The sequence below is a fragment of the Pseudomonas sp. IPO3774 genome, from assembly GCF_013386835.1.
In the GTDB taxonomy this organism is placed as follows: domain Bacteria; phylum Pseudomonadota; class Gammaproteobacteria; order Pseudomonadales; family Pseudomonadaceae; genus Aquipseudomonas.
In genome coordinates this window covers 1-19,898 of sequence record NZ_JACAQY010000045.1, presented here as the reverse complement: position 1 = coordinate 19,898, position 19,898 = coordinate 1, and the positions used below count along the sequence as shown (strand labels likewise).

Genomic DNA, 19,898 nt, shown 5'->3' with positions numbered 1-19,898 from the left:
GCTGTCCTGGCCTGCAGGTAGTAATTCAGGTGACCGTAAATGAATGATTTGCAGCTCGACGACTTCAAGACCGACGAAAACGCCGCCATGGTGCTGCTCGTCGACGACCAGGCGATGATCGGCGAGGCCGTACGCCGGGGCCTGGCCCATGAAGACAATATCGACTTCCACTTTTGCGCCGACCCGCACCAGGCCATTGCCCAGGCGATCCGTATCAAGCCGACGGTGATCCTGCAGGACCTGGTGATGCCGGGTCTCGATGGCCTGACCCTGGTGCGCGAATACCGCAATCACCCGGCGACGCAGAACATCCCGATCATCGTGCTTTCCACCAAGGAAGACCCGCTGATCAAGAGCGCGGCGTTTGCTGCCGGGGCCAACGATTACCTGGTCAAGCTGCCGGATAACATCGAACTGGTGGCGCGCATCCGCTATCACTCGCGCTCCTACATGACCCTGTTGCAACGGGACGCGGCCTACCGGGCGCTGCGGGTCAGCCAACAGCAGTTGCTGGACACCAACCTGGTGCTGCAACGGCTGATGAACTCCGACGGCCTGACCGGGCTGTCCAATCGCCGGCATTTCGACGAATACCTGGAACTGGAATGGCGCCGCGCCATGCGTGACCAGACCCAACTGTCGCTGCTGATGATCGACGTGGACTTCTTCAAGACCTACAACGACAGTTTCGGCCACCTGGAAGGCGACGAGGCGTTGCGCAAGGTGGCGGCGACCATTCGTGATGCCAGCAGCCGTCCTTCGGATTTGCCGGCGCGTTATGGCGGTGAAGAGTTTGCCCTGGTGCTGCCCAATACCTCGCCGGGTGGGGCACGGCTGGTGGCCGAGAAGCTGCGCCAGGCGGTGGCTAGCCTGAAAATTCCGCACATTGCCCCGGCAGAAGGGGCGAGCCTGACCATCAGTATTGGCTTGGCGACCATGACCCCGGTGCAGGGCACCGATTGCCGGCAATTGATCTCGGCGGCGGACAAGGGCTTGTACCTGGCCAAGCACAATGGGCGCAATCAGGTGGGGATCGAGTAGGGAATACGGTCTGCGGGATGTCGCAGACCTAATGTGGGAGCGGGCTTGCTCGCGAATGCGGTGTGTCAGTCAATGCATCTGGCGACTGAACCACCGCATTCGCGAGCAAGCCCGCTCCCACATTTGATCTTCATCGCTGTCTGGATGGTGCATATCCCCGCCTTTTCGGCCAAGCGGACTGCCGTTATCAGCCGTTTGTCGTTATACTCGTCGGCTTTCAAAAGTTCGCCAACGAGTGCTGCCCGCCATGGAAATCAACCCGATCCTTAACACCATCAAGGACCTGTCCGAGCGCTCCGAAACTATTCGGGGGTATCTTTGACTACGATCAAAAGCATGAGCGTCTGACCGAAGTCAATCGCGAGCTTGAAGATCCGGCTGTCTGGAACAAACCTGAATATGCCCAGGAACTGGGCCGCGAGCGCGCTGCGCTGGCGCAGATCGTCGACACCCTCGACGAATTGAACACCGGTCTGGGCGATTGCCGCGACCTGCTGGACATGGCCGTCGAAGAAAACGACGAAGGCGCAGTGGGCGATGTCGTCGCCGAGCTGGCCCGTCTCGAGGAAAACCTCGCCAAACTCGAATTCCGCCGCATGTTCAGCCATGAAATGGACCCGAACAACGCCTACCTGGACATCCAGGCCGGTTCCGGCGGCACCGAAGCACAGGACTGGGCCAACATCCTGTTGCGCATGTACCTGCGCTGGGCCGACAAACGCGGTTTCGACGCGACCATCATGGAACTGTCGGCCGGTGAAGTCGCCGGCATCAAGGGCGCGACCGTGCACATCAAGGGCGAATACGCCTTTGGCTGGCTGCGGACCGAGATCGGCGTACACCGCCTGGTGCGCAAGAGCCCGTTCGACTCCGGCAACCGTCGCCACACGTCGTTCTCCGCCGTTTTCGTCTCGCCAGAGATCGACGACAAGGTGGAAATCGAGATCAACCCGGCAGACCTGCGGATCGACACCTACCGTTCCTCCGGTGCCGGTGGCCAGCACGTAAACACCACCGACTCGGCCGTACGTATTACCCACGTACCGACCAATACCGTGGTGAGCTGCCAGAACGAACGTTCCCAGCACGCGAACAAGGACACCGCCATGAAAATGCTGCGGGCCAAGTTGTACGAGCAGGAAATGCAGAAACGCAACGCCGCGTCCCAGGCGCTGGAAGACACCAAGTCGGATATCGGCTGGGGTCACCAGATCCGCTCGTATGTGCTCGACGCGTCGCGGATCAAGGATCTGCGTACCAACATCGAACGCAGCGACTGCGACAAGGTGCTCGACGGTGATATCGACGAATACCTGGAAGCCAGCCTGAAATCTGGCCTGTAACTCCCTTGTAGGAGCCGGCTTGCCGGCGATCCCCGGCCGCAGGCCGGGGACAACGAACCTGATGGAAAATTTAAAGACATGAGCGACCAACAACTCGACCCGCAAGCCCTGCAACAGGAAGAAAACTCCCTGATCGCCCTGCGCAAGGAAAAGCTTGCTGCCGAGCGCGCCAAGGGCAATGCCTTCCCGAACGACTTCCGCCGCGAAAACTACTGCGATGCCTTGCAGAAACAGTACGCGGACAAGACCAAGGAAGAGCTGGCAGAGGCTGCAATCCCGGTCAAGGTTGCCGGTCGCATCATGCTCAACCGTGGCTCGTTCATGGTGATCCAGGATATGACCGGTCGCATCCAGGTCTACGTCAACCGTAAAACCCTGTCCGAAGAAACCCTGGCCTCGGTGAAAACCTGGGACATGGGCGACATCATTGCCGCCGAAGGCACCCTGGCCCGTTCCGGCAAGGGTGACCTGTACGTTGAAATGACCAGCGTGCGCCTGCTGACCAAATCCCTGCGCCCGCTGCCGGACAAGCACCACGGCCTGACCGACACCGAGCAGCGCTATCGCCAGCGCTACGTTGACCTGATCGTCAACGAAGAAGTGCGCCAGACCTTCCGCGTGCGTTCGCAGGTTATTGCGCACATCCGCAGCTTCCTGATGAAGCGCGACTTCCTCGAAGTTGAAACGCCGATGCTGCAAACCATCCCGGGTGGTGCCGCAGCCAAGCCGTTCGAAACCCACCACAACGCGCTGGACATGGAAATGTTCCTGCGTATTGCGCCTGAGCTGTACCTCAAGCGGCTTGTTGTTGGCGGCTTCGAAAAAGTGTTCGAGATCAACCGCAACTTCCGTAACGAAGGCGTTTCGACTCGTCACAACCCTGAATTCACCATGTTGGAGTTCTACCAGGCCTACGCCGACTACGAAGACAACATGGACCTGACCGAGGAACTGTTCCGCGAACTGGCGCAACTGGTCCTGGGCACCACCGACGTGCCGTACGGCGACAAGGTGTTCCACTTCGGCGAGCCATTCGTGCGCCTGTCGGTGTTCGATTCGATCCTCAAGTACAACCCTGAGCTGACCGCCGATGACCTGAACGACATCGACAAGGCCCGCGCCATCGCCAAGAAAGCCGGCGCCAAGGTGCTGGGCTTCGAAGGCCTGGGCAAATTGCAGGTGATGATTTTCGAAGAGCTGGTGGAGCACAAGCTGGAGCAGCCGCACTTCATTACCCAGTACCCGTTCGAAGTGTCGCCGCTGGCCCGTCGCAACGATGACAACCCGAACGTCACCGACCGTTTCGAGCTGTTCATCGGCGGCCGTGAAATCGCCAACGCCTACTCCGAGCTGAACGATGCCGAAGACCAGGCCGAGCGCTTCATGGCCCAGGTGGCCGACAAGGACGCTGGCGACGACGAGGCGATGCACTACGACGCCGACTTCGTACGCGCCCTGGAATACGGCATGCCGCCTACCGCCGGTGAAGGTATCGGCATCGACCGGTTGGTGATGTTGTTGACCAACTCGCCGTCGATCCGTGACGTGATCTTGTTCCCGCACATGCGGCCACAAGCGTAACCGTAGCGAAATCCGAAGCCGCCTTTTATAAGGCGGCTTTTTTATGTGGCGTTTATAAGCGTCAAGTAAACAGCGCCAGGTGATCGTTCCCACGCTCCGCGTGGGAACGCAGCCCGTGACGCTCCGCGTCACACTGTGGAGGAAGATCCGTCGTGAACCGCGTAATGGCTCAAAAGGGTGCCGCCGGCATTGCCGCTGCCGTGGCTGAAAGTGTTCAGTACCAGGGCCGCAAGGCCAGTCGCCGGGGCAGTGAGCAGCGCAGGCAGGACATTCTCGATGCAGCGATGCGCATCGTGGTACGCGAAGGCGTGCGTGCCGTGCGTCACCGTGCGGTGGCGGCGGAAGCCGGTGTGCCGTTGTCGGCCACCACCTATTACTTCAAGGACATCGACGACCTGCTCACCGACACCTTCGCCCAATATGTGGAGCGCAGCGCCGCGTTCATGGGCAAGTTGTGGGTGCGTAACGAAGGCCTGCTGCGCGAGATGGTGGCTTATGGCGACGGCAGCCCGCAGTCGCGCTCGCAACTGGCCGATGACATCGCGCGCCTGACCGCCGATTACGTGCAACGCCAATTGCTCAACCGCCGTGAGCACCTGATGGCCGAGCAGGCGTTTCGCCAGGAAGCGCTGCTGAACCCGCGCCTGGCCGAGCTGGTGCGCTCCCACCAGCAAATCCTGCTGCAGGGCACTTGCCAGTTTTTCCAGGTATTGGGTTCCCGCGAGCCGCAACAGGATGCCAAAGTGTTGACGGCGATTATCGGTCGGATGGAATATCAGGGCCTGCTGGGCGGCGCAGAGCCTCTGACCAGCGAAGAAATGCTTGAGATCCTCAAGCGTTACATGCATTTGGTGTTGGCTTCGGTCTGACACAGGGGATTGTCCAATGAAAGCCTGGCGCGTCGTCGTGATCGCCTTGTCGTTCCTGTTGCTCAGCGGTTGCCTGGTGACCTTCAAGGACCCGTTGCCCGCCAGCGAGGCGGCGCCTGATGGTCTGCTTGGCAAATGGGCCAGCAAAAACGCCTGGGGTGAGCCGCTCAACCTGCAAATCAGCCGCGTCGGTAAGCACCGCTACAAAGCCGTGAGCTACCCTAAGGCCAAGCCGGGCCAGCGGGATGAATACCTGTTCACGGTTTCCCGGCATGGCAGCCGCTGGTATCTGTCGGCGCCATTGCCGGCCAGGTTCGGCGGGCATTTCATCCTCGCCGGGTTCGAATTGAATGATGAGCACGAGCTGGTGGTCTACAACCTCGATCTGGATCAGGTCCACCAGGCGGTCGGCCAGAAGGTCCTCAGTGGCAGCACCGTCGAAACCGTCGAGGGTGCCGGTGTGTTGATCGACAGTTCCATGGCCCGGGTATTTGCGTACCTGGATGATCCGGCCAATGCCGATGTGTTCGTCGAAGCCGTGCGCTACCAGCGTGCAGGCAAATAACGTTTAAAGAGGAAGTACCGGGTGGACGATTACCAGCAGACGATACGCGCCTTGTCCGATCGCATTGTGCTGGCGCAAACACCGATTCGCGTCCTCGACGCCGTGAAGTGGGACGAGAATATTCGCCAGGGATTCCTCAAGGCCAAGGGCAAGGAAATGCCGGCGGTGGACCGCGACTACTACCTGACCCGGCCGCTGTCGTTCGATTCCAGCGCGGTGAAGCTGGAGTTCCAGAACATCGAGCGTGACATCACCCGCCAGCTTGGCCAGTTCAACCCGGTCGGGCAGATCATGCGGCGCATGTGCAAGGAGTACCGCATGGTGGTGCGCATGCTCGAAGCGCGGGGCACCGAGGATTTCGGCCTGATCTCCCAGGAGCTGTATGGCGCCGCTTCCGATGCGTTCCATGCCGGTGACCCGACCCTGGCCGACCTCGGCCTGATGATGTCGGACTACCTGAACAATATCGATGGCCGTGGCGACCTCAAGGACGAAGCCAAGACCCTGACCGCCAAGGACGCCGTCAACCTGCTGCAGAGCCGCCTGAACAAGGTATTCGGCGAGGCCGAGGAAACCATCCGGGTGTTCGAGTCCGACGGTATCGTGGCGGATGCGGCGGCAGGTGCCGACTACATCAAGATCCGCGCCGACGCGATGTTCAACGACCGCGACGTGCGCGCCCTGGAGGTCCATGAAGGCCTGGTGCACGTGGGCACCACCCTCAATGGGCAAAACCAGCCGATCTGCACCTTCCTGTCCAAGGGCCCGCCCTCGTCGACCGTGACCCAGGAAGGCCTGGCGATCCTGATGGAAATCATCACCTTCGCCTCCTACCCCAGCCGCCTGCGCAAGCTGACCAACCGCACTCGCGCCATCCATATGGTGGAGCAGGGAGCCGACTTCCTGCAGGTGTTCGAGTTCTTCCGTGAGCAGGGCTTTGAGATGGCGGAAAGCTACGGCAACGCGAGCCGGGTTTTCCGTGGGTCGACGCCTACGGGTCTGCCGTTTACCAAGGATTTGTCCTACCTCAAGGGCTTTATCATGGTTTACAACTACATTCAGTTGGCCGTGCGCAAAGGCAAGCTGGAGCAAGTGCCGTTGTTGTTCTGCGGCAAGACCACCCTGGAAGACATGCGTACCCTGCGCCAACTGGTGGACGAAGGCCTGGTGGTGCCACCCAAATACCTGCCGGATCAGTTCCGCGACATGAATGCGTTGGCGGCGTGGATGTGTTTCTCCAACTTCCTCAACCATTTGAGCCTGGACCGGATCGAGGCGGATTACTCCAATATCCTTTAACGATATCTCTGAAGGAACTCAGTCAAAATGTGGGAGCGGGCTTGCTCGCGAATGCGGTGTATCAGCAACAGATGTGGTTACTGAATCACCGCATTCGCGAGCAAGCCCGCTCCCACCTTGATCTCCATAGGTCTTCAGGATCGTTCCCAACCCATTCACGAGGCTTCAACGGATGAGAATCCTCGGCATTCTTTGCCTGCTACTGACCCTTAACGGCTGCAGCTCCTTATTGTTCTATCCGGAGCGCGGCATGCCGTTCACCCCGGAAAAGGCTCGCCTGCAATACCGTGACGTCACATTGACCACCGCCGATGGTCTGAAGCTCCACGCCTGGTGGCTGCCGGCCAAGGCTGGCGTGCCGCTCAAGGGCACGGTGCTGCACCTGCACGGCAACGGCGGCAATCTCGCCTGGCACCTCGGCGGCAGCTGGTGGCTGCCGGAGCAGGGCTATCAAGTGCTGTTGGTGGACTATCGCGGCTACGGGTTGTCCGAAGGCGAACCTTCGCTGCCAGCGGTTTACCAGGACATCGACGCTGCCTTCAAGTGGATCGACAGCGCCCCCGAAACCCAGGGCCAGCCGTTGATCGTGCTCGGCCAAAGCCTGGGCGGCGCGTTAGTGGTGCACTACCTGGCGGAACATCCCGAACGTCAGCCGCAGCTCAAGGCGCTGGTACTGGACGGTGTGCCGGCCAGTTATCGTGACGTAGGACAATTCGCCCTCAGCACCTCCTGGCTAACATGGCCGTTCCAGGTGCCGTTGTCGTGGCTGGTGCCGGACGGCGACAGTGCGATCAACGCCATGCCCCGGCTGACCGGCGTGCCGAAATTGTTGTTCCATAGCCTGGACGACCCGATCGTGCCGCTCTCCAACGGCATTCGCCTGTATCAGACTGCGCCGCCACCGCGGGTGCTGCAACTGACCCGGGGTGGCCACGTGCAAACCTTTGCCGACAAGACCTGGCAAACCGTGATGCTGCGCTACCTGGACGACCCCCAGCATTTCAACGGGCTGCGCCGCCTGGGGGAAATCCCCAATTACCCGGCGGCCCCGAACTCCAACGCAGAGAACCCGCAATGAGCGAAGAACGCAACATGATCCCCCTGATCCTCACCGGCATCGGCACCATCATCGGTACCGTTGGCTGCCTGTGGTACTACGGCTATTTGCACTTCGCCAAGCCCGAGGATGCGTTGCTGCTCAGCGACTTCACCATGCTCAAGACCGTGCCGGGCGAGGACTACAAAATCTCCCTGACCCCGGCCGCCCAGGTGGCGCAATGCGTTGATGGCGTGCTGGTGCTGTTTGATACCGAACAGAAAGGGCTGACCGGCGTACTGGTCAACAGCAAGAAGCAGGCAGTGCGTTGCATGGGGCAGGAAACGCCGCAATTGGAGCAGTAGCGCGAGTCAAGTGGGAAAGGTCTGGAACCATTTTAAGTGGATTACCACAGATTCCGTACTGGCCAGCAGCGCTGGATCGGTTATCTCGGATACTTAATTTGGAGTCACTTGAATGGACATTCCTCGCGTAAACAACTCGTCTTCCCCATTCACTGCCGGTGCGGGGGGAGGTGATTCGCGACTTCAGCAATTGGAACAAGAGATTCAGAAGTTGAAGAACCAGATCGCCCAAGGAGGCGGTGGTGCACAGGGCGCGCAGGGCGAAGAAAGCCTTGAGGAAAGGCTCAAGAGGCTCGAGGCGGAGCTGGCCCAACTCAAAGGGCAGGCGGCTCCGGAGCAGGATAACTCGGCGCCAGTAAGCTACTGACCCGATGCTCTTGAAGCGCACTGGGACCTCTTGATTCCTGGCCTGCAAATAAAAGAATCCCGCCATTTGGCGGGATTTTTCATGCAGCCTCAAACGATCATCCAGCGACGGAGCGGGCGGCGTGGTGTGCGGGCTGGGCCCTCCGGTGAAGTCGTAGTTGATGATGGAAATATCTGGAACCGTATTGCGTAACGCACCACAGAAGCGATGTGATTTACACGAGTCGGGGCGAGAAGGTGGCGATAGATATTGCTGCAATAAGCAACATGGTGAACATGCTCAGGGGGCACGAGAAGCTGGAAATGCTCGACGCCGAGGATCATAAGCTCAAGCACTTGCTCGACAAGCTGTCGGAACATGGCTACGGCGGGAAGATAGAGCTACCAGCCGAGGATCCCAACCGACCTGTCCGGTTCGACGACCCGAAAAAAAACCCACAGTAACGTGGGTTTTTTTTCCAGCATCAATCGATCAGTTGGCCATCGAAGAACGTGGCTTGACCGGCTGGTTGTCGTTGGAGATGGTCACTTCAACGCGGCGGTTCATGGCGCGGCCCGAAACGCTGCCGTTATCGGCAACCGGGTATTCCTTGCCATAGCCCTGGGTCACGATGCGCGAGATATCCACACCCTGGTTGGCCAGTGCGCGCTGTACCGAAGCGGCGCGGCGCTCGGACAGGCTCTGGTTGTACGAGTCGGAACCGGTGCTGTCGGTGTAGCCTTCGACGATCACTTTACGGTCCGGGTTATCGCGCAGGAACTGCGCCAGCTTGGTGATGTTCACCAGGCCGCTGGACTTGAGGTCCGACTTGTTGGTGGCGAACAGCACGTCACCAAAGGTCACCAGTGTGCCGCGATCAGTCTGCTTGGCGTTCAAGCTGTCTTGCAGTTGCTTGATCTGCGCGTCACGGGCCTGCAGCAAGGCGCGGGCACGTTCGTCACCGGCGTTTTTCAGCTTGGCTTCGGACTCACGCAGGACGATGGTGTCCTTGGCCACTTCAACGCGCTGGTTGGTCAGGTAGGCCAGTTGGTCGACCTTCTTCTGGTCTTCCTTGTCGCGGTAGGCCTTGTCAGCCTTGTCCAGCCAGTCGCTGGCGTCTTTGGTTTCCAGCGCTGCTACCTTGGTAGCTTGCGGGTTGGCTTGCAGGGCCGAGAAGTTGGTCCGAGCGTTTTCCAGGTTCTGGTTCGGCGGGGTGGAGCAAGCCGCCAGAGCAACGCTCATCGCCAGCAGGGCAGGGATCATCAATTGTTTACGCATAGTCGTGTCGTCCTTTCAATTCGGTTTCGGGTGCAATGCAATCAGGGGCGGCGGCTTATTGTTGCGGCTGGATCACAGCCGGGCGCATGCCTTCCTGACGCAGCTCCTGAACAGCTTTCTGGGAATCCTTCACAGCCTGTTCGGCCTTGGCAGCCTGGGCTTTACGCTCTGCTACGCGAGCGTCCCACTCGGACTGTTCGGCCAGGCGACGGGCTTCGTCGTAGTTCTTGTCGTGCATGGCGATTTCAGCTTGCTTCAGTTTGTCCTGGGCAGACTTCATCTCCACGGCTGCGAACTCGGTACCGCCGGCGCTGACAGCGCTGTTCACCGCAGATTGGGTAACAGCGTATTGCTCGGTCGGCGGGTTGCCGGCGCAGCCAGCCAGTACGAAGCTGGTGCCGATTGCCAGCGCGGCCAATTTAAGCCCGCGCAGGTGGTTAAACGAGGTTTTGGCAGTGCTGGTCTTCATCGTCTTCAACTCCATTAGGTAACTCCTGAAAAACATCAAATCCATCTCCGGCTTGCAGTGTCTGCGGGGCCCGGCGGTTAGCTCAGGACGCCTATTCAAACGGCTGTTCCAAGTGATGGCTTACTGGCTGTGACCGGAGGCTTTTTTGAATAGTTCAGCGAAGATGGCGATTTGCCTAAAAAAATATTTGACTGAACGGTCAGCGTTTAAAAGTTGGAACTTTTGCATGGCGCAGTGGTATCCAGGGCCTGTGGGAGGCCCTGAATACGGGAGGTCAAGGGTTTTGAGGCGCAGGTTTACTAGTGTTTCTGCTTGTCGGACTGAGCTGACAAATCGTGCAGGTAACGCCGTGACAGGCTGAGAAACCGTGGGGTTGGGCCGACATCCTCATACAGCGGATCGCCTTCCTCATCGGTGGCAATCACCTGCTTGCCCTTGATGTAGGGAAAGCTCGCTTCCAGCTCTTCGAGGGCTGCGCCAATCAACTCGCCGAGCAGTTCTTCGGTATGGCGTTTGGGGTACATCTCGGAGATCGCCGCCAGCCTGGCGGCGGCTTCCACGTCCAGATGGATGGCGTATTCGGTTTTGGTCAGGCGACCCTTGGCGTTTTCTTCCCAATGCTGGGCCAGTTCTCGGATTTTCATGGCAACCTCAATGGAGCCCGCGGTCGGCGGGCGATGATGAGTGACCAGCCGGCCAGCGCGGATAACGCTGCGGCTTACTGTTGAGACTAGCTGCAACTCACAAGGTTTAAAGTTCCTTGTAAGACGTCGCCGTGGGCGGCACTCTTGAAGATCAAAGCGTCCCGGATTTTCTGCTGGAGATTGGCTGATGAGCGATATCGATGCACGTTTGCGTGAGGATGTTCACCTGCTGGGTGAACTGTTGGGCAACACGATTCGAGAACAGTACGGCGATGAATTCCTCGACAAGATCGAGCAGATCCGTAAAGGCGCCAAGGCCGACCGCCGTGGCGCAGCCTCGGAGCAGGTGGCCGGCGAAGAGCTGAGTGCCAGCCTCAATCAACTCAAGGAAGACGAACTGCTGCCGGTGGCGCGGGCCTTCAACCAGTTTCTCAACCTGGCCAACATCGCCGAACAGTATCAGTTGATCCATCGCCGTGATGAATCAACCCCGGCGCCGTTCGAGTCGCGGGTGCTGCCGGAACTGCTGGCGCGCCTGCAGAGTGAAGGCCACAGCAGCGAATCCCTGGCGCGCCAGTTGGGCCGGCTGGAAATCGAACTGGTGCTCACCGCTCACCCCACCGAAGTCGCCCGCCGCACCCTGATCCAGAAATACGACGCCATCGCCGCACAACTGGCCCTGCAGGATCACCGCGACCTCACCACCGCCGAGCGCGAGCAGATCCGCAATCGCCTGCAACGCCTGATCGCCGAAGCCTGGCACACCGAAGAAATTCGCCGCACCCGGCCCACGCCGGTAGACGAAGCCAAGTGGGGCTTTGCGGTGATCGAGCATTCGTTGTGGCACGCCATCCCGAATTATTTGCGCAAGGCCGATCACGCCTTGCACGCGGCTACCGGCCTGCGCCTGCCTCTGGAGGCCGCGCCGATTCGCTTCGCTTCCTGGATGGGCGGCGACCGCGACGGCAACCCCAACGTCACCGCCCCGGTCACCCGCGAAGTGCTGTTGCTGGCGCGCTGGATGGCGGCTGACCTGTACTTGCGCGACATCGACCACCTCGCCTCCGAACTGTCGATGCAACAGGCCAGCCCGGCATTGCAGGCCAAGGTGGGTGACAGCGTCGAACCTTACCGGGCGTTGCTCAAGCAATTGCGTGAGCGGCTGCGCGCCACACGCCAATGGGCCCACACCTCGTTGACCAGCACCACGCCGGCGCCCGCCGATGTGCTGCAAAATAACCGCGACCTGCTCGAGCCTTTGCAACTGTGCTACGAGTCGCTGCATAGCTGCGGCATGGGCGTGATTGCCGACGGCCCGCTGCTGGATTGCTTGCGTCGGGCGGTCACGTTCGGGCTGTTCCTGGTGCGCCTCGACGTACGCCAGGACTCCACCCGCCACTGCGCGGCCATGACCGAAATCACCGACTACCTGGGCCTTGGCCGGTACGAGGATTGGGACGAAGAGGCGCGCATCAGCTTCCTGATGAAGGAACTGGCCAACCGTCGACCCCTGTTGCCAGGCTACTTCAAGCCTTCGGCAGACACCGCCGAAGTGCTGAACACCTGTAAGGAAATCGCTGCCGCACCGGCTGCGTCCCTGGGTTCCTACGTCATCTCCATGGCCGGCGCCGCGTCGGACGTGTTGGCCGTGCAACTGCTGCTCAAGGAGTCCGGCGTACAACGGCCGATGCGTGTGGTGCCGTTGTTCGAGACTCTGGCTGACCTGGACAACGCAGGCCCGGTGATCGAGAAACTGCTGCTGTTGCCGGGTTATCGCGCCCGTCTGCAAGGCCCGCAGGAAGTAATGATCGGCTACTCGGATTCGGCCAAGGACGCGGGCACTACCGCCGCCGCCTGGGCGCAATACCGGGCCCAGGAACGGCTGGTGGAAATCTGCCGCGAACAACAAGTCGAACTGCTGCTGTTCCACGGTCGTGGCGGCACTGTAGGCCGCGGCGGCGGCCCGGCTCACGCGGCGATTCTGTCGCAGCCTCCGGGGTCGGTGGCGGGGCGTTTCCGCACCACTGAGCAAGGCGAGATGATCCGCTTCAAGTTCGGCCTGCCGGACATCGCCGAGCAGAACCTCAACCTGTATCTGGCGGCGGTGCTGGAGGCAACCTTGCTGCCACCGCCACCACCGGAACCGGCGTGGCGCCACCTGATGGACGAATTGGCCGCCGACGGTGTCAGCGCTTACCGCGCCGTGGTGCGGGAAAATCCGCAGTTCGTCGAGTATTTCCGCCAGTCCACGCCGGAGCAGGAGTTGGGTCGCTTGCCCCTGGGCAGTCGTCCGGCCAAGCGCCGGGCTGGTGGCATTGAAAGCCTGCGGGCGATCCCGTGGATCTTCGGCTGGACCCAGACCCGCCTGATGCTGCCCGCCTGGCTCGGCTGGGAAGCGGCGTTGAACAATGCCCTGGAGCGGGGCGAAGGCGAGTTGCTGGGGCAGATGCGCGAGCAGTGGCCGTTCTTCCGTACGCGCATCGATATGCTGGAAATGGTGCTGGCCAAGGCCGACGCCGACATCGCCCGGCTGTATGACGAGCGATTGGTGCAGCCCGATCTGCTGCCATTGGGCGCGCACTTACGCGACCTATTGTCGCAGGCGTGCAGTGTGGTGCTTGGCCTGACTGGCCAGTCTCAGCTGCTGGCCCACAGCCCCGATACGCTGGAGTTCATCCGCCTGCGCAACACCTACCTGGACCCGTTGCACCTGCTGCAGGCCGAATTGCTGGCCCGATCGCGACAACAGGAAGCGGCACAGGACAGCCCTCTGGAACAGGCGCTGCTGGTGTCTGTGGCCGGTATTGCCGCTGGTTTGCGCAACACCGGCTGACATTTATGGCGTGTTCTCAATAGCTTGCAGATACCCCGCGCCGGTCGCCGTAAAATTGGCGACCGGCGTTTTGCTGTCAGGGTTGTACCTGCTTGTAAAGCCAGCGCGGCGCGGGTTTCTCCTACTTTCGGCGGCTTGTGTGGTTTGGGCCTGCTGTGTATCTTGATCAGCCTTTGGCCGTTTGTGCGGCCTGGACCCAAAATTTCCGAGATTGGCCCCACGCGGCGAATCCGAGCGTCATCTCTATAAAAAATTGAGGAGCACATCGATGCGCGTCATTCTGCTGGGAGCTCCCGGGGCCGGTAAAGGTACTCAGGCAAAGTTCATCACTGAAAAATTCGGCATTCCACAAATCTCCACCGGCGACATGCTGCGTGCGGCCGTCAAGGCCGGCACCGAGCTGGGCCTGATCGCCAAGAGCGTGATGGACAGCGGCGGCCTGGTCTCCGATGACCTGATCATCAACCTGGTCAAGGAACGCATCAGCCAGGACGACTGCAAGAACGGTTTCCTGTTCGATGGCTTCCCGCGCACCATTCCCCAGGCTGAAGCCCTGGTGAAGGCCGGCGTCGAGCTGGACAACGTGGTGGAAATCGCCGTTGAAGACGAAGAGATCGTGCAGCGTATTGCCGGTCGTCGTGTTCACGAGGCCTCGGGCCGCGTCTACCACATCGTCTACAACCCGCCGAAAGTCGCGGGCAAGGACGATGTCACCGGCGAAGACCTGGTGCAGCGTAAGGACGACACCGAAGAGACCGTGCGTCATCGCCTGTCGGTCTACCATTCCCAGACCAAGCCGCTGGTGGACTTCTACCAGAAACTATCGGCCGCCCAGGGCAAGCCGAAGTACAGCCACATCGAAGGTGTGGGTTCGGTTGAAGCCATCACTGGCAAAGTACTGGAAGCGCTGATCTGATCGTTCATCCGCTTGATTGACAACGGCCCGCTTGCGGGCCGTTGTTGTTTATACTGACGCACTTTTTTTCAACGTGGATGCATACACCGATGAGCACCTTGCTGGCCCTGGACACCGCGACTGAAGCTTGCTCCGTTGCCCTGCTGCACGATGGCAAGGTTACGAGCCACTACGAGGTGATCCCGCGCCTGCACGCGCAGAAGCTGTTGCCGATGATCAAGCAATTGCTGCTGGACGCGGGCACCACCTTGTCGGCAGTGGACGCCATCGCATTCGGGCGTGGCCCGGGCGCGTTCACCGGCGTGCGCATCGCTATCGGTGTGGTCCAGGGCCTGGCATTTGCGCTGGAGCGTCCGGTGTTGCCGGTGTCCAACCTGGCGGTGCTGGCGCAGCGGGCATTTCGCGAACACGGCGCCAACCAGGTCGCGGCGGCCATCGATGCGCGCATGGATGAAGTGTATTGGGGCTGCTACCGCGAAACCGCTGGCGAGATGCGCCTGGTGGGGGCTGAAGCTGTGCTGTCGCCTGAAACGGCGGCCTTGCCGGCTGATGCCAGCGGCGACTGGTTCGGTGCCGGCACCGGCTGGGGCTACGGCGAGCGCATTGGGGTGACGCTTGCCGGCCAGGATGCCGGGATGCTGCCCCACGCCGAAGACCTGCTGGCCCTGGCACGCTTTGCCTGGGAGCGAGGCGAGGCGATTCCGGCGGACCAGGCGGCGCCCGTGTACCTGCGGGATAAAGTGGCGCAGACCAAGGCTGAACGCGGGATTATTTGACGTCAAAAGTGCGGGCAATTTCAGACAAAAATAGCCAATCGTCAGAATTTGCCCGCGCTTTTAAACCTTTTACCAATTATGTGTTCTAGTTATCACCAGAGCATTTGCGCGCCATGGAAAGCGCCACTAAAATGCCATCACCGATACCGAGTTCGCATGTATGCGCATAGACGGCTTTTCATCACAGTCCTACCCCCTCAAGCGCAAGCCTCGCAAGGCGAACGTGACGGTAGACGACTCCGTCGAAGACTCGCCCGACTTTGTTGAAATCCAGTCTGACAACACTGCTGTTTCAACCCGTTCCCAGGGTTCCGGCGGTGCACGTACCAGCGGCGTTCCTGCCCGCCAGCAAGACATGATCTTCCCGCGCTCCATGAGCAAAAACGTCGCCAATGCCCTGGCCAGCTACCTGACCACTGCCGGCTTTGTCGAATGGGATATGGAAGTGCTGGGCCTCGATATCCATATCTGATGCTGTTGCCTTACTACCTCGGTTGTCCGTCCTGGAGTGAAAACGCCTGGCGCGAATACCTGTATCCCGCCGACGCCCGCTCCAGCGATTACCTTGCCCTGTATTCCCAGGTCTTCAACGCCGTCGAGGGCAACACCACGTTCTACGCCCGTCCTTCCGTCGCTACCGTGCAGCGCTGGGCTGAAATCATGCCCGAGCATTTTCGCTTCACGGCCAAGTTTCCGGGGGATATCAGCCACAGCGGCAACCTGATCGAGCAGTTGCCGGCGGCGGAAAGTTTCCTGGGGTTGATGAGCCCGTTGGGCGAGCGTATTTCGCCGTTGTGGCTGCAGCTGCCGGCCAGTTTTACCCCGCAGCGCCTGGGTGAGTTGGCCGGGTTTATCGACGGGCTGGAGCGACCGTTGGCGGTGGAGGTGCGTCACTCGGAATTTTTCGCCAAGGGCGACGCCGAGCGCAGTCTCAACCGCTTGCTGCGCGACCGCGGTGTCGAGCGCATCTGCCTGGACCCGCGTGCGTTGTTCAGTTGCACCTCCACCTCGGCAGCCGTGCTGCACGCCCAATCGAAAAAGCCCAAGGTGCCGCCTCGCCCGGCGGCGCTGACGCAGTTTCCGCAAGTGCGCTTTATCGGCCATCCGGAGTTGGAAGCCAATGACCCGTTCCTGGTGCCCTGGATTGAAAAGGTCGCCGGCTGGATCGAAGAGGGGCGTACGCCCTACGTGTTTCTTCACACTTCCGACAACCGCCTGGCCGCCCAACTGGCCTTGCGCTTTCATGAGAAATTGATGCTGCGCTTGCCCGGCTTGCCGGCATTGCCCACCCTGCATCGAGAACCCGCAGCGGAGCAACTGGGGTTACTCTAAGGCTCCTTTTCCCGACAGGAGTCAGTCATGGATGCCCAAACCCTTCGCGCCGAAACCTTCAAGGCCCTGCATGAGCGTGACCGCGCGTTCGTGATGCCCAATCCATGGGATGCCGGCTCCGCAAAAATGCTCGCCAGCCTGGGGTTTGAAGCCCTGGCCACCACCAGCGCCGGCTTTGCCTTCAGCCTCGGCCGCCCGGATGCCGAAGGTGCGTTGTCCCTGGAAGACACCTTGGGCAATGCCGGGGCGATCGTCCAGGCGACCTCGCTGCCCGTCGCCGCCGACCTGGAAAACTGCTTCAGTGACACCCCTGAAGGCTGCGCCAAGACTATCCTGCGGGCGGCAGCGACTGGGATTGTCGGTGGCTCCATCGAAGACGCCACCGGGATTGCCGTCGACCCGATCTATCCCTTTGACCTTTCCGTGGAGCGCGTCGAAGCCGCAGTCGCCGCTGCCCGCAGTTTGCCATTCCCCTTCACCCTGACCGCCCGCGCAGAAAACCTCCTGCATGGCCGGCTGGATTTGCCCGACACCATTCGCCGCCTGCAGGCCTACGCCGAAGCTGGCGCCGACGTGCTCTATGCACCGGCCCTGCGCAGTGCCGAGGAAGTATTGGCGGTGGTGAAGGCGGTTGCACCCAAGCCCGTGAATATCTTGATGTCAGGCGCCCTGAAACTCAGCGTGGCGCAGTTGAGCGAGATGGGCGTCAAGCGCATCAGCGTCGGCTCGGCCATGGCCCTGGCGGCTTATGGCGAGTTCTTCAGGGCGGCCCAGGAGGTTCATGAGTTGGGCACGTTTACCTTCACTGAGCGCTCGATGCCGTTCAGCCAGGCCAATCAACTGTTCAAGGGCTGAGGCGTGCGTTTCTTCAAGGTGCTGGGCGTGCTGCTGGTGTTGGCAGGTGGTGTGTTGGTTGGCGTGTGGCGGGGCTGGGTGCCGCTGCCCGATGAGTGGAACCCGTGGGCGCCGCTGGACGTGCGGGCAAGCCCGAACCTGCTGACCCGATTCAAGCTTGGGCGTTTGCAGGATGATCCTGCCCTATGTGACCAAGTGCTGAAGACCTCCGGGCTGCGGGTCGCCCATCAGGCGGACAGCCCTGCCGACGCGGCTTGCCCGCTGCGCAATACATTGCGGGTTCAAGGCGCTGATGTCGGCTTGAGCAGCAGCTTTCTCGCCAGTTGCCCGCTGGCCGTGGCGTTCGCCCTGTTCGAGCGCCATAGCCTGCAACCAGCGGCCCAGGCGGTGTTTGGCCAGGCAGTGACGCGGGTCGATCACCTGGGCAGCTTTGCCTGTCGCAATATCTACAACCGCGCCAACGGACGACTCAGCCAGCATGCGTCGGCCAATGCGTTGGATATCGCCGGGTTTCGCCTGGCGGACGGGCGCACCATCAGTGTGCTCAAGGATTGGCCGGGTGACGGCGAGCGTGCGCGCTTCCTGCGGCAAGTGCGCGACGGCGCCTGCAAGGATTTCAATGTGGTGTTGAGCCCGGATTACAACGCCGCCCACCGTAATCACTTTCATCTGGACATGGGTCGGTGGTGGGTGTGTCGCTGAGGGTCAGGCGGCCAGGCGCAGGTTGTGCAGGATCAGCGGACGCGCCCAGCGGCTGTCGAAATCCAGGGCTTTCTGTTGCTCAACCAGCTCTTCTGCCGGGAACGGTGGCGGTGGTGGTGGCAGCAGGTCCAGTTCGAATTCGGCGATCGGCAAATGCAGCGGGCGTGGTTGCGGCGCCGGACCCGGTTCGGGCAGCGGTTGGCCGGCGGCCAGGACGATCGGGCGCACCCAGGCGCTTTCGAAGTTTTGCTGCTTTTGCTGGGCGACCACTTCTTCCGCCGGGTACGGTGGCGGGGCCGGTGGCAGCAGTTCCAGTTCGAATTCGGCGATAGGCAGGAACAGCGGTTCGGGCGGGGCGATCTCGGTGTCTGTCACATCACAGGCGCGCTGGGTGACGATCTGCGACAGCAGGTCACTGCCTTCGCTGGGTTCTACCGCCGGGTCCACAGGTTTCGCCACCGACTTGGCGAGCGCGCCCGGCGTGTCGCCGAGCTGTTCGGCCAACGCCTGGGCGAAGAAGTCCTGCCACACATGACTGACGCCGGCCAGCGCTTGGGTATTGCGCAGGCCGAAGTGGTTGTGGGTCGGCAGTACACCGGTGAATAGCGAAGGAATGTCTGACATTTCTCTCGATCGTCGCTCAGCTCTGGCAAAATGCCGGATCCTTTTTTTTATCGGCCGCTTTTTGCCGATCCTTAATATTTTTGAGCGTAGTCACCGATGAGCGAACAACCAGCGGCCAGCCGCATTCGGGTCGAGGCCTTGGCCGAAGGTTTTCAGGCACGTGCCCAGCACTGGGCCGAGCAGCTGGGGTTGCCTTTGCAACTGGATGAGGCGGACTTTGCCTTGCAGGTGGGGGAGCAGGGGCTGCAGTTGCAACAGCTGGGGCCTGAGGCGCCGGGGCCGGTGCGGGTGGATTTTGTGGAGGGTGGGGCGGCGCACCGGCGTCTGTATGGCGGCGGCAGCGGGCAAATGATTGCCAAGGCGGTGGGTGTGGCGCAGGGCGTGCGGCCCAGGGTGCTGGATGCTACCGCTGGGTTGGGAAAGGATGCATTTGTGTTGGCCAGCCTGGGTTGCGAGATGAGCCTGATTGAACGCCAGCCGTTGATTGGGGCGTTGCTGGAAGATGGCTTGGCGCGAGGTGCAGAGGATTTTGAGGTGGCGCCGATTGTGGCGCGGATGAGGTTGCTCAAGGGCAACTCCATTGAGGTGATGCGCGATTGGGAGGGGGAGCCGCCTCAGGTGATTTATCTGGATCCGATGTTTCCGCATCGGGAGAAGACGGCGTTGGTGAAGAAGGAGATGAGGTTGTTTCGGCCGCTGGTGGGGGATGATCCGGATGCGCCGGCGTTGTTGGCGGCGGCGTTGGCTTTGGCCAGTCATCGGGTGGTGGTCAAGCGGCCGCGTAAGGCGCCTTGTATTGAGGGGGTGAAGCCGAGTCATGCGTTGGATGGGAAATCCAGTCGGTATGACATTTATCCTAAGAAGGCGCTGAAGTCCTGAGGGTTGGGTACATATCCGTTATTTAGGTAACGGCCACTTAGGGTTCCGCTCTTACAGCGGGTCACTTTTGGCAAACGCCCCAAAAGTAACCAAAAGGTCTTTGCCCCACCACTCGGTGCCTCGCTTAGGCTCGGCATGCCCGCAC

Annotated in this window: 22 protein-coding genes; 18 read left to right on the top strand and 4 right to left on the bottom strand. The window is 61.0% G+C overall.

Annotated elements, in window-relative coordinates; all coding sequences use genetic code 11:
• The first annotated feature begins 39 nt into the window (after nucleotides 1–39).
• The 10 genes from HYE77_RS23475 to HYE77_RS23430 all read left to right on the top strand — a co-directional run bounded on the left by HYE77_RS23475 (nucleotide 40) and on the right by HYE77_RS23430 (nucleotide 8,909).
• Nucleotides 40–1,041 carry a diguanylate cyclase gene (locus HYE77_RS23475; protein WP_003219248.1) on the top strand — a complete coding sequence of 334 codons (1,002 nt, stop codon included), beginning with the start codon at nucleotides 40–42 and terminating at the stop codon, nucleotides 1,039–1,041.
• A gap of 247 nt (nucleotides 1,042–1,288) precedes the next feature.
• A protein-coding gene (gene prfB, locus HYE77_RS23470; RefSeq protein WP_096236834.1) for a peptide chain release factor 2 occupies nucleotides 1,289–2,384 on the top strand; the annotation gives its coding sequence in 2 pieces (ribosomal slippage) (nucleotides 1,289–1,360 and nucleotides 1,362–2,384; 1,095 coding nt in all).
• Between the two features lie 78 nt (nucleotides 2,385–2,462).
• Complete coding sequence (gene lysS / locus HYE77_RS23465) at nucleotides 2,463–3,965, top strand: lysine--tRNA ligase (protein ID WP_003219243.1); 1,503 nt, start codon at nucleotides 2,463–2,465, stop codon at nucleotides 3,963–3,965.
• 152 nt (nucleotides 3,966–4,117) lie between these two features.
• Nucleotides 4,118–4,834 carry a TetR/AcrR family transcriptional regulator gene (locus HYE77_RS23460; protein WP_023659125.1) on the top strand — a complete coding sequence of 239 codons (717 nt, stop codon included), beginning with the start codon at nucleotides 4,118–4,120 and terminating at the stop codon, nucleotides 4,832–4,834.
• Nucleotides 4,835–4,850: 16 nt separating this feature from the next.
• The gene (locus HYE77_RS23455; protein ID WP_177069469.1) at nucleotides 4,851–5,399 is read left to right on the top strand and encodes a hypothetical protein; all 549 of its coding nucleotides are present in this window, start codon (nucleotides 4,851–4,853) and stop codon (nucleotides 5,397–5,399) included.
• A 21-nt stretch (nucleotides 5,400–5,420) separates the two neighbouring features.
• Entirely contained in the window at nucleotides 5,421–6,698 is a 1,278-nt protein-coding gene (locus HYE77_RS23450) for a flavohemoglobin expression-modulating QEGLA motif protein (RefSeq protein WP_003219237.1), read from the top strand.
• Nucleotides 6,699–6,870: 172 nt separating this feature from the next.
• Complete coding sequence (locus HYE77_RS23445; protein WP_177069468.1) at nucleotides 6,871–7,776, top strand: alpha/beta hydrolase; 906 nt, start codon at nucleotides 6,871–6,873, stop codon at nucleotides 7,774–7,776.
• The gene (locus HYE77_RS23440) at nucleotides 7,773–8,099 is read left to right on the top strand and encodes a hypothetical protein (protein ID WP_003219233.1); all 327 of its coding nucleotides are present in this window, start codon (nucleotides 7,773–7,775) and stop codon (nucleotides 8,097–8,099) included. Before HYE77_RS23445 ends, HYE77_RS23440 begins: the two co-directional genes overlap by 4 nt.
• A gap of 112 nt (nucleotides 8,100–8,211) precedes the next feature.
• A complete protein-coding gene (locus tag HYE77_RS23435; RefSeq protein ID WP_003219231.1) occupies nucleotides 8,212–8,466 on the top strand; it encodes a FlxA-like family protein in 255 nt (84 codons plus the stop codon).
• Between the two features lie 209 nt (nucleotides 8,467–8,675).
• Nucleotides 8,676–8,909 (top strand): hypothetical protein, encoded by a 234-nt coding sequence (locus HYE77_RS23430; protein WP_008431103.1) that lies wholly within the window; start codon nucleotides 8,676–8,678, stop codon nucleotides 8,907–8,909.
• 28 nt (nucleotides 8,910–8,937) lie between these two features.
• On the opposite strand, the gene HYE77_RS23425 is transcribed toward HYE77_RS23430, so the two are convergent.
• The 3 genes from HYE77_RS23425 to HYE77_RS23415 form a co-directional block, all read right to left on the bottom strand.
• Nucleotides 8,938–9,723: an OmpA family protein gene (locus tag HYE77_RS23425; RefSeq protein ID WP_003219227.1), complete on the bottom strand. Its 786-nt coding sequence runs from the start codon at nucleotides 9,721–9,723 to the stop codon at nucleotides 8,938–8,940.
• Nucleotides 9,724–9,778: 55 nt separating this feature from the next.
• Nucleotides 9,779–10,207, bottom strand: a complete 429-nt coding sequence (locus HYE77_RS23420) for a DUF4398 domain-containing protein (protein WP_003219226.1) — start codon at nucleotides 10,205–10,207, stop codon at nucleotides 9,779–9,781.
• 284 nt (nucleotides 10,208–10,491) lie between these two features.
• Nucleotides 10,492–10,836: a hypothetical protein gene (locus HYE77_RS23415; protein ID WP_003219222.1), complete on the bottom strand. Its 345-nt coding sequence runs from the start codon at nucleotides 10,834–10,836 to the stop codon at nucleotides 10,492–10,494.
• Nucleotides 10,837–11,023: 187 nt separating this feature from the next.
• Here HYE77_RS23415 and ppc point away from each other — a divergent pair, with 187 nt between their 5' ends.
• The 7 genes from ppc to HYE77_RS23380 all read left to right on the top strand — a co-directional run bounded on the left by ppc (nucleotide 11,024) and on the right by HYE77_RS23380 (nucleotide 18,250).
• Nucleotides 11,024–13,669: a phosphoenolpyruvate carboxylase gene (gene ppc / locus HYE77_RS23410; RefSeq protein WP_102368213.1), complete on the top strand. Its 2,646-nt coding sequence runs from the start codon at nucleotides 11,024–11,026 to the stop codon at nucleotides 13,667–13,669.
• Between the two features lie 268 nt (nucleotides 13,670–13,937).
• A complete protein-coding gene (gene adk / locus HYE77_RS23405; protein ID WP_008431098.1) occupies nucleotides 13,938–14,585 on the top strand; it encodes an adenylate kinase in 648 nt (215 codons plus the stop codon).
• Between the two features lie 89 nt (nucleotides 14,586–14,674).
• Entirely contained in the window at nucleotides 14,675–15,361 is a 687-nt protein-coding gene (tsaB, locus tag HYE77_RS23400) for a tRNA (adenosine(37)-N6)-threonylcarbamoyltransferase complex dimerization subunit type 1 TsaB (RefSeq protein ID WP_003219215.1), read from the top strand.
• 160 nt (nucleotides 15,362–15,521) lie between these two features.
• Nucleotides 15,522–15,833: a hypothetical protein gene (locus HYE77_RS23395; RefSeq protein WP_003219213.1), complete on the top strand. Its 312-nt coding sequence runs from the start codon at nucleotides 15,522–15,524 to the stop codon at nucleotides 15,831–15,833.
• The gene (locus tag HYE77_RS23390) at nucleotides 15,833–16,693 is read left to right on the top strand and encodes a DUF72 domain-containing protein (protein WP_003219211.1); all 861 of its coding nucleotides are present in this window, start codon (nucleotides 15,833–15,835) and stop codon (nucleotides 16,691–16,693) included. The genes HYE77_RS23395 and HYE77_RS23390 overlap by 1 nt, the downstream gene beginning before the upstream one ends.
• A 27-nt stretch (nucleotides 16,694–16,720) precedes the next feature.
• A complete protein-coding gene (locus HYE77_RS23385; protein WP_177069467.1) occupies nucleotides 16,721–17,548 on the top strand; it encodes an oxaloacetate decarboxylase in 828 nt (275 codons plus the stop codon).
• Nucleotides 17,549–17,551: 3 nt separating this feature from the next.
• On the top strand, nucleotides 17,552–18,250 hold the full coding sequence (locus HYE77_RS23380) for an extensin family protein (RefSeq protein WP_087695213.1): 699 nt from the start codon (nucleotides 17,552–17,554) through the stop codon (nucleotides 18,248–18,250).
• A 3-nt stretch (nucleotides 18,251–18,253) separates the two neighbouring features.
• On the opposite strand, the gene HYE77_RS23375 is transcribed toward HYE77_RS23380, so the two are convergent.
• Nucleotides 18,254–18,874 carry an energy transducer TonB gene (locus HYE77_RS23375; protein ID WP_102368219.1) on the bottom strand — a complete coding sequence of 207 codons (621 nt, stop codon included), beginning with the start codon at nucleotides 18,872–18,874 and terminating at the stop codon, nucleotides 18,254–18,256.
• A 96-nt stretch (nucleotides 18,875–18,970) separates the two neighbouring features.
• Here HYE77_RS23375 and HYE77_RS23370 point away from each other — a divergent pair, with 96 nt between their 5' ends.
• On the top strand, nucleotides 18,971–19,753 hold the full coding sequence (locus HYE77_RS23370; RefSeq protein ID WP_003219204.1) for a class I SAM-dependent methyltransferase: 783 nt from the start codon (nucleotides 18,971–18,973) through the stop codon (nucleotides 19,751–19,753).
• Nucleotides 19,754–19,898: the final 145 nt, after the last annotated feature.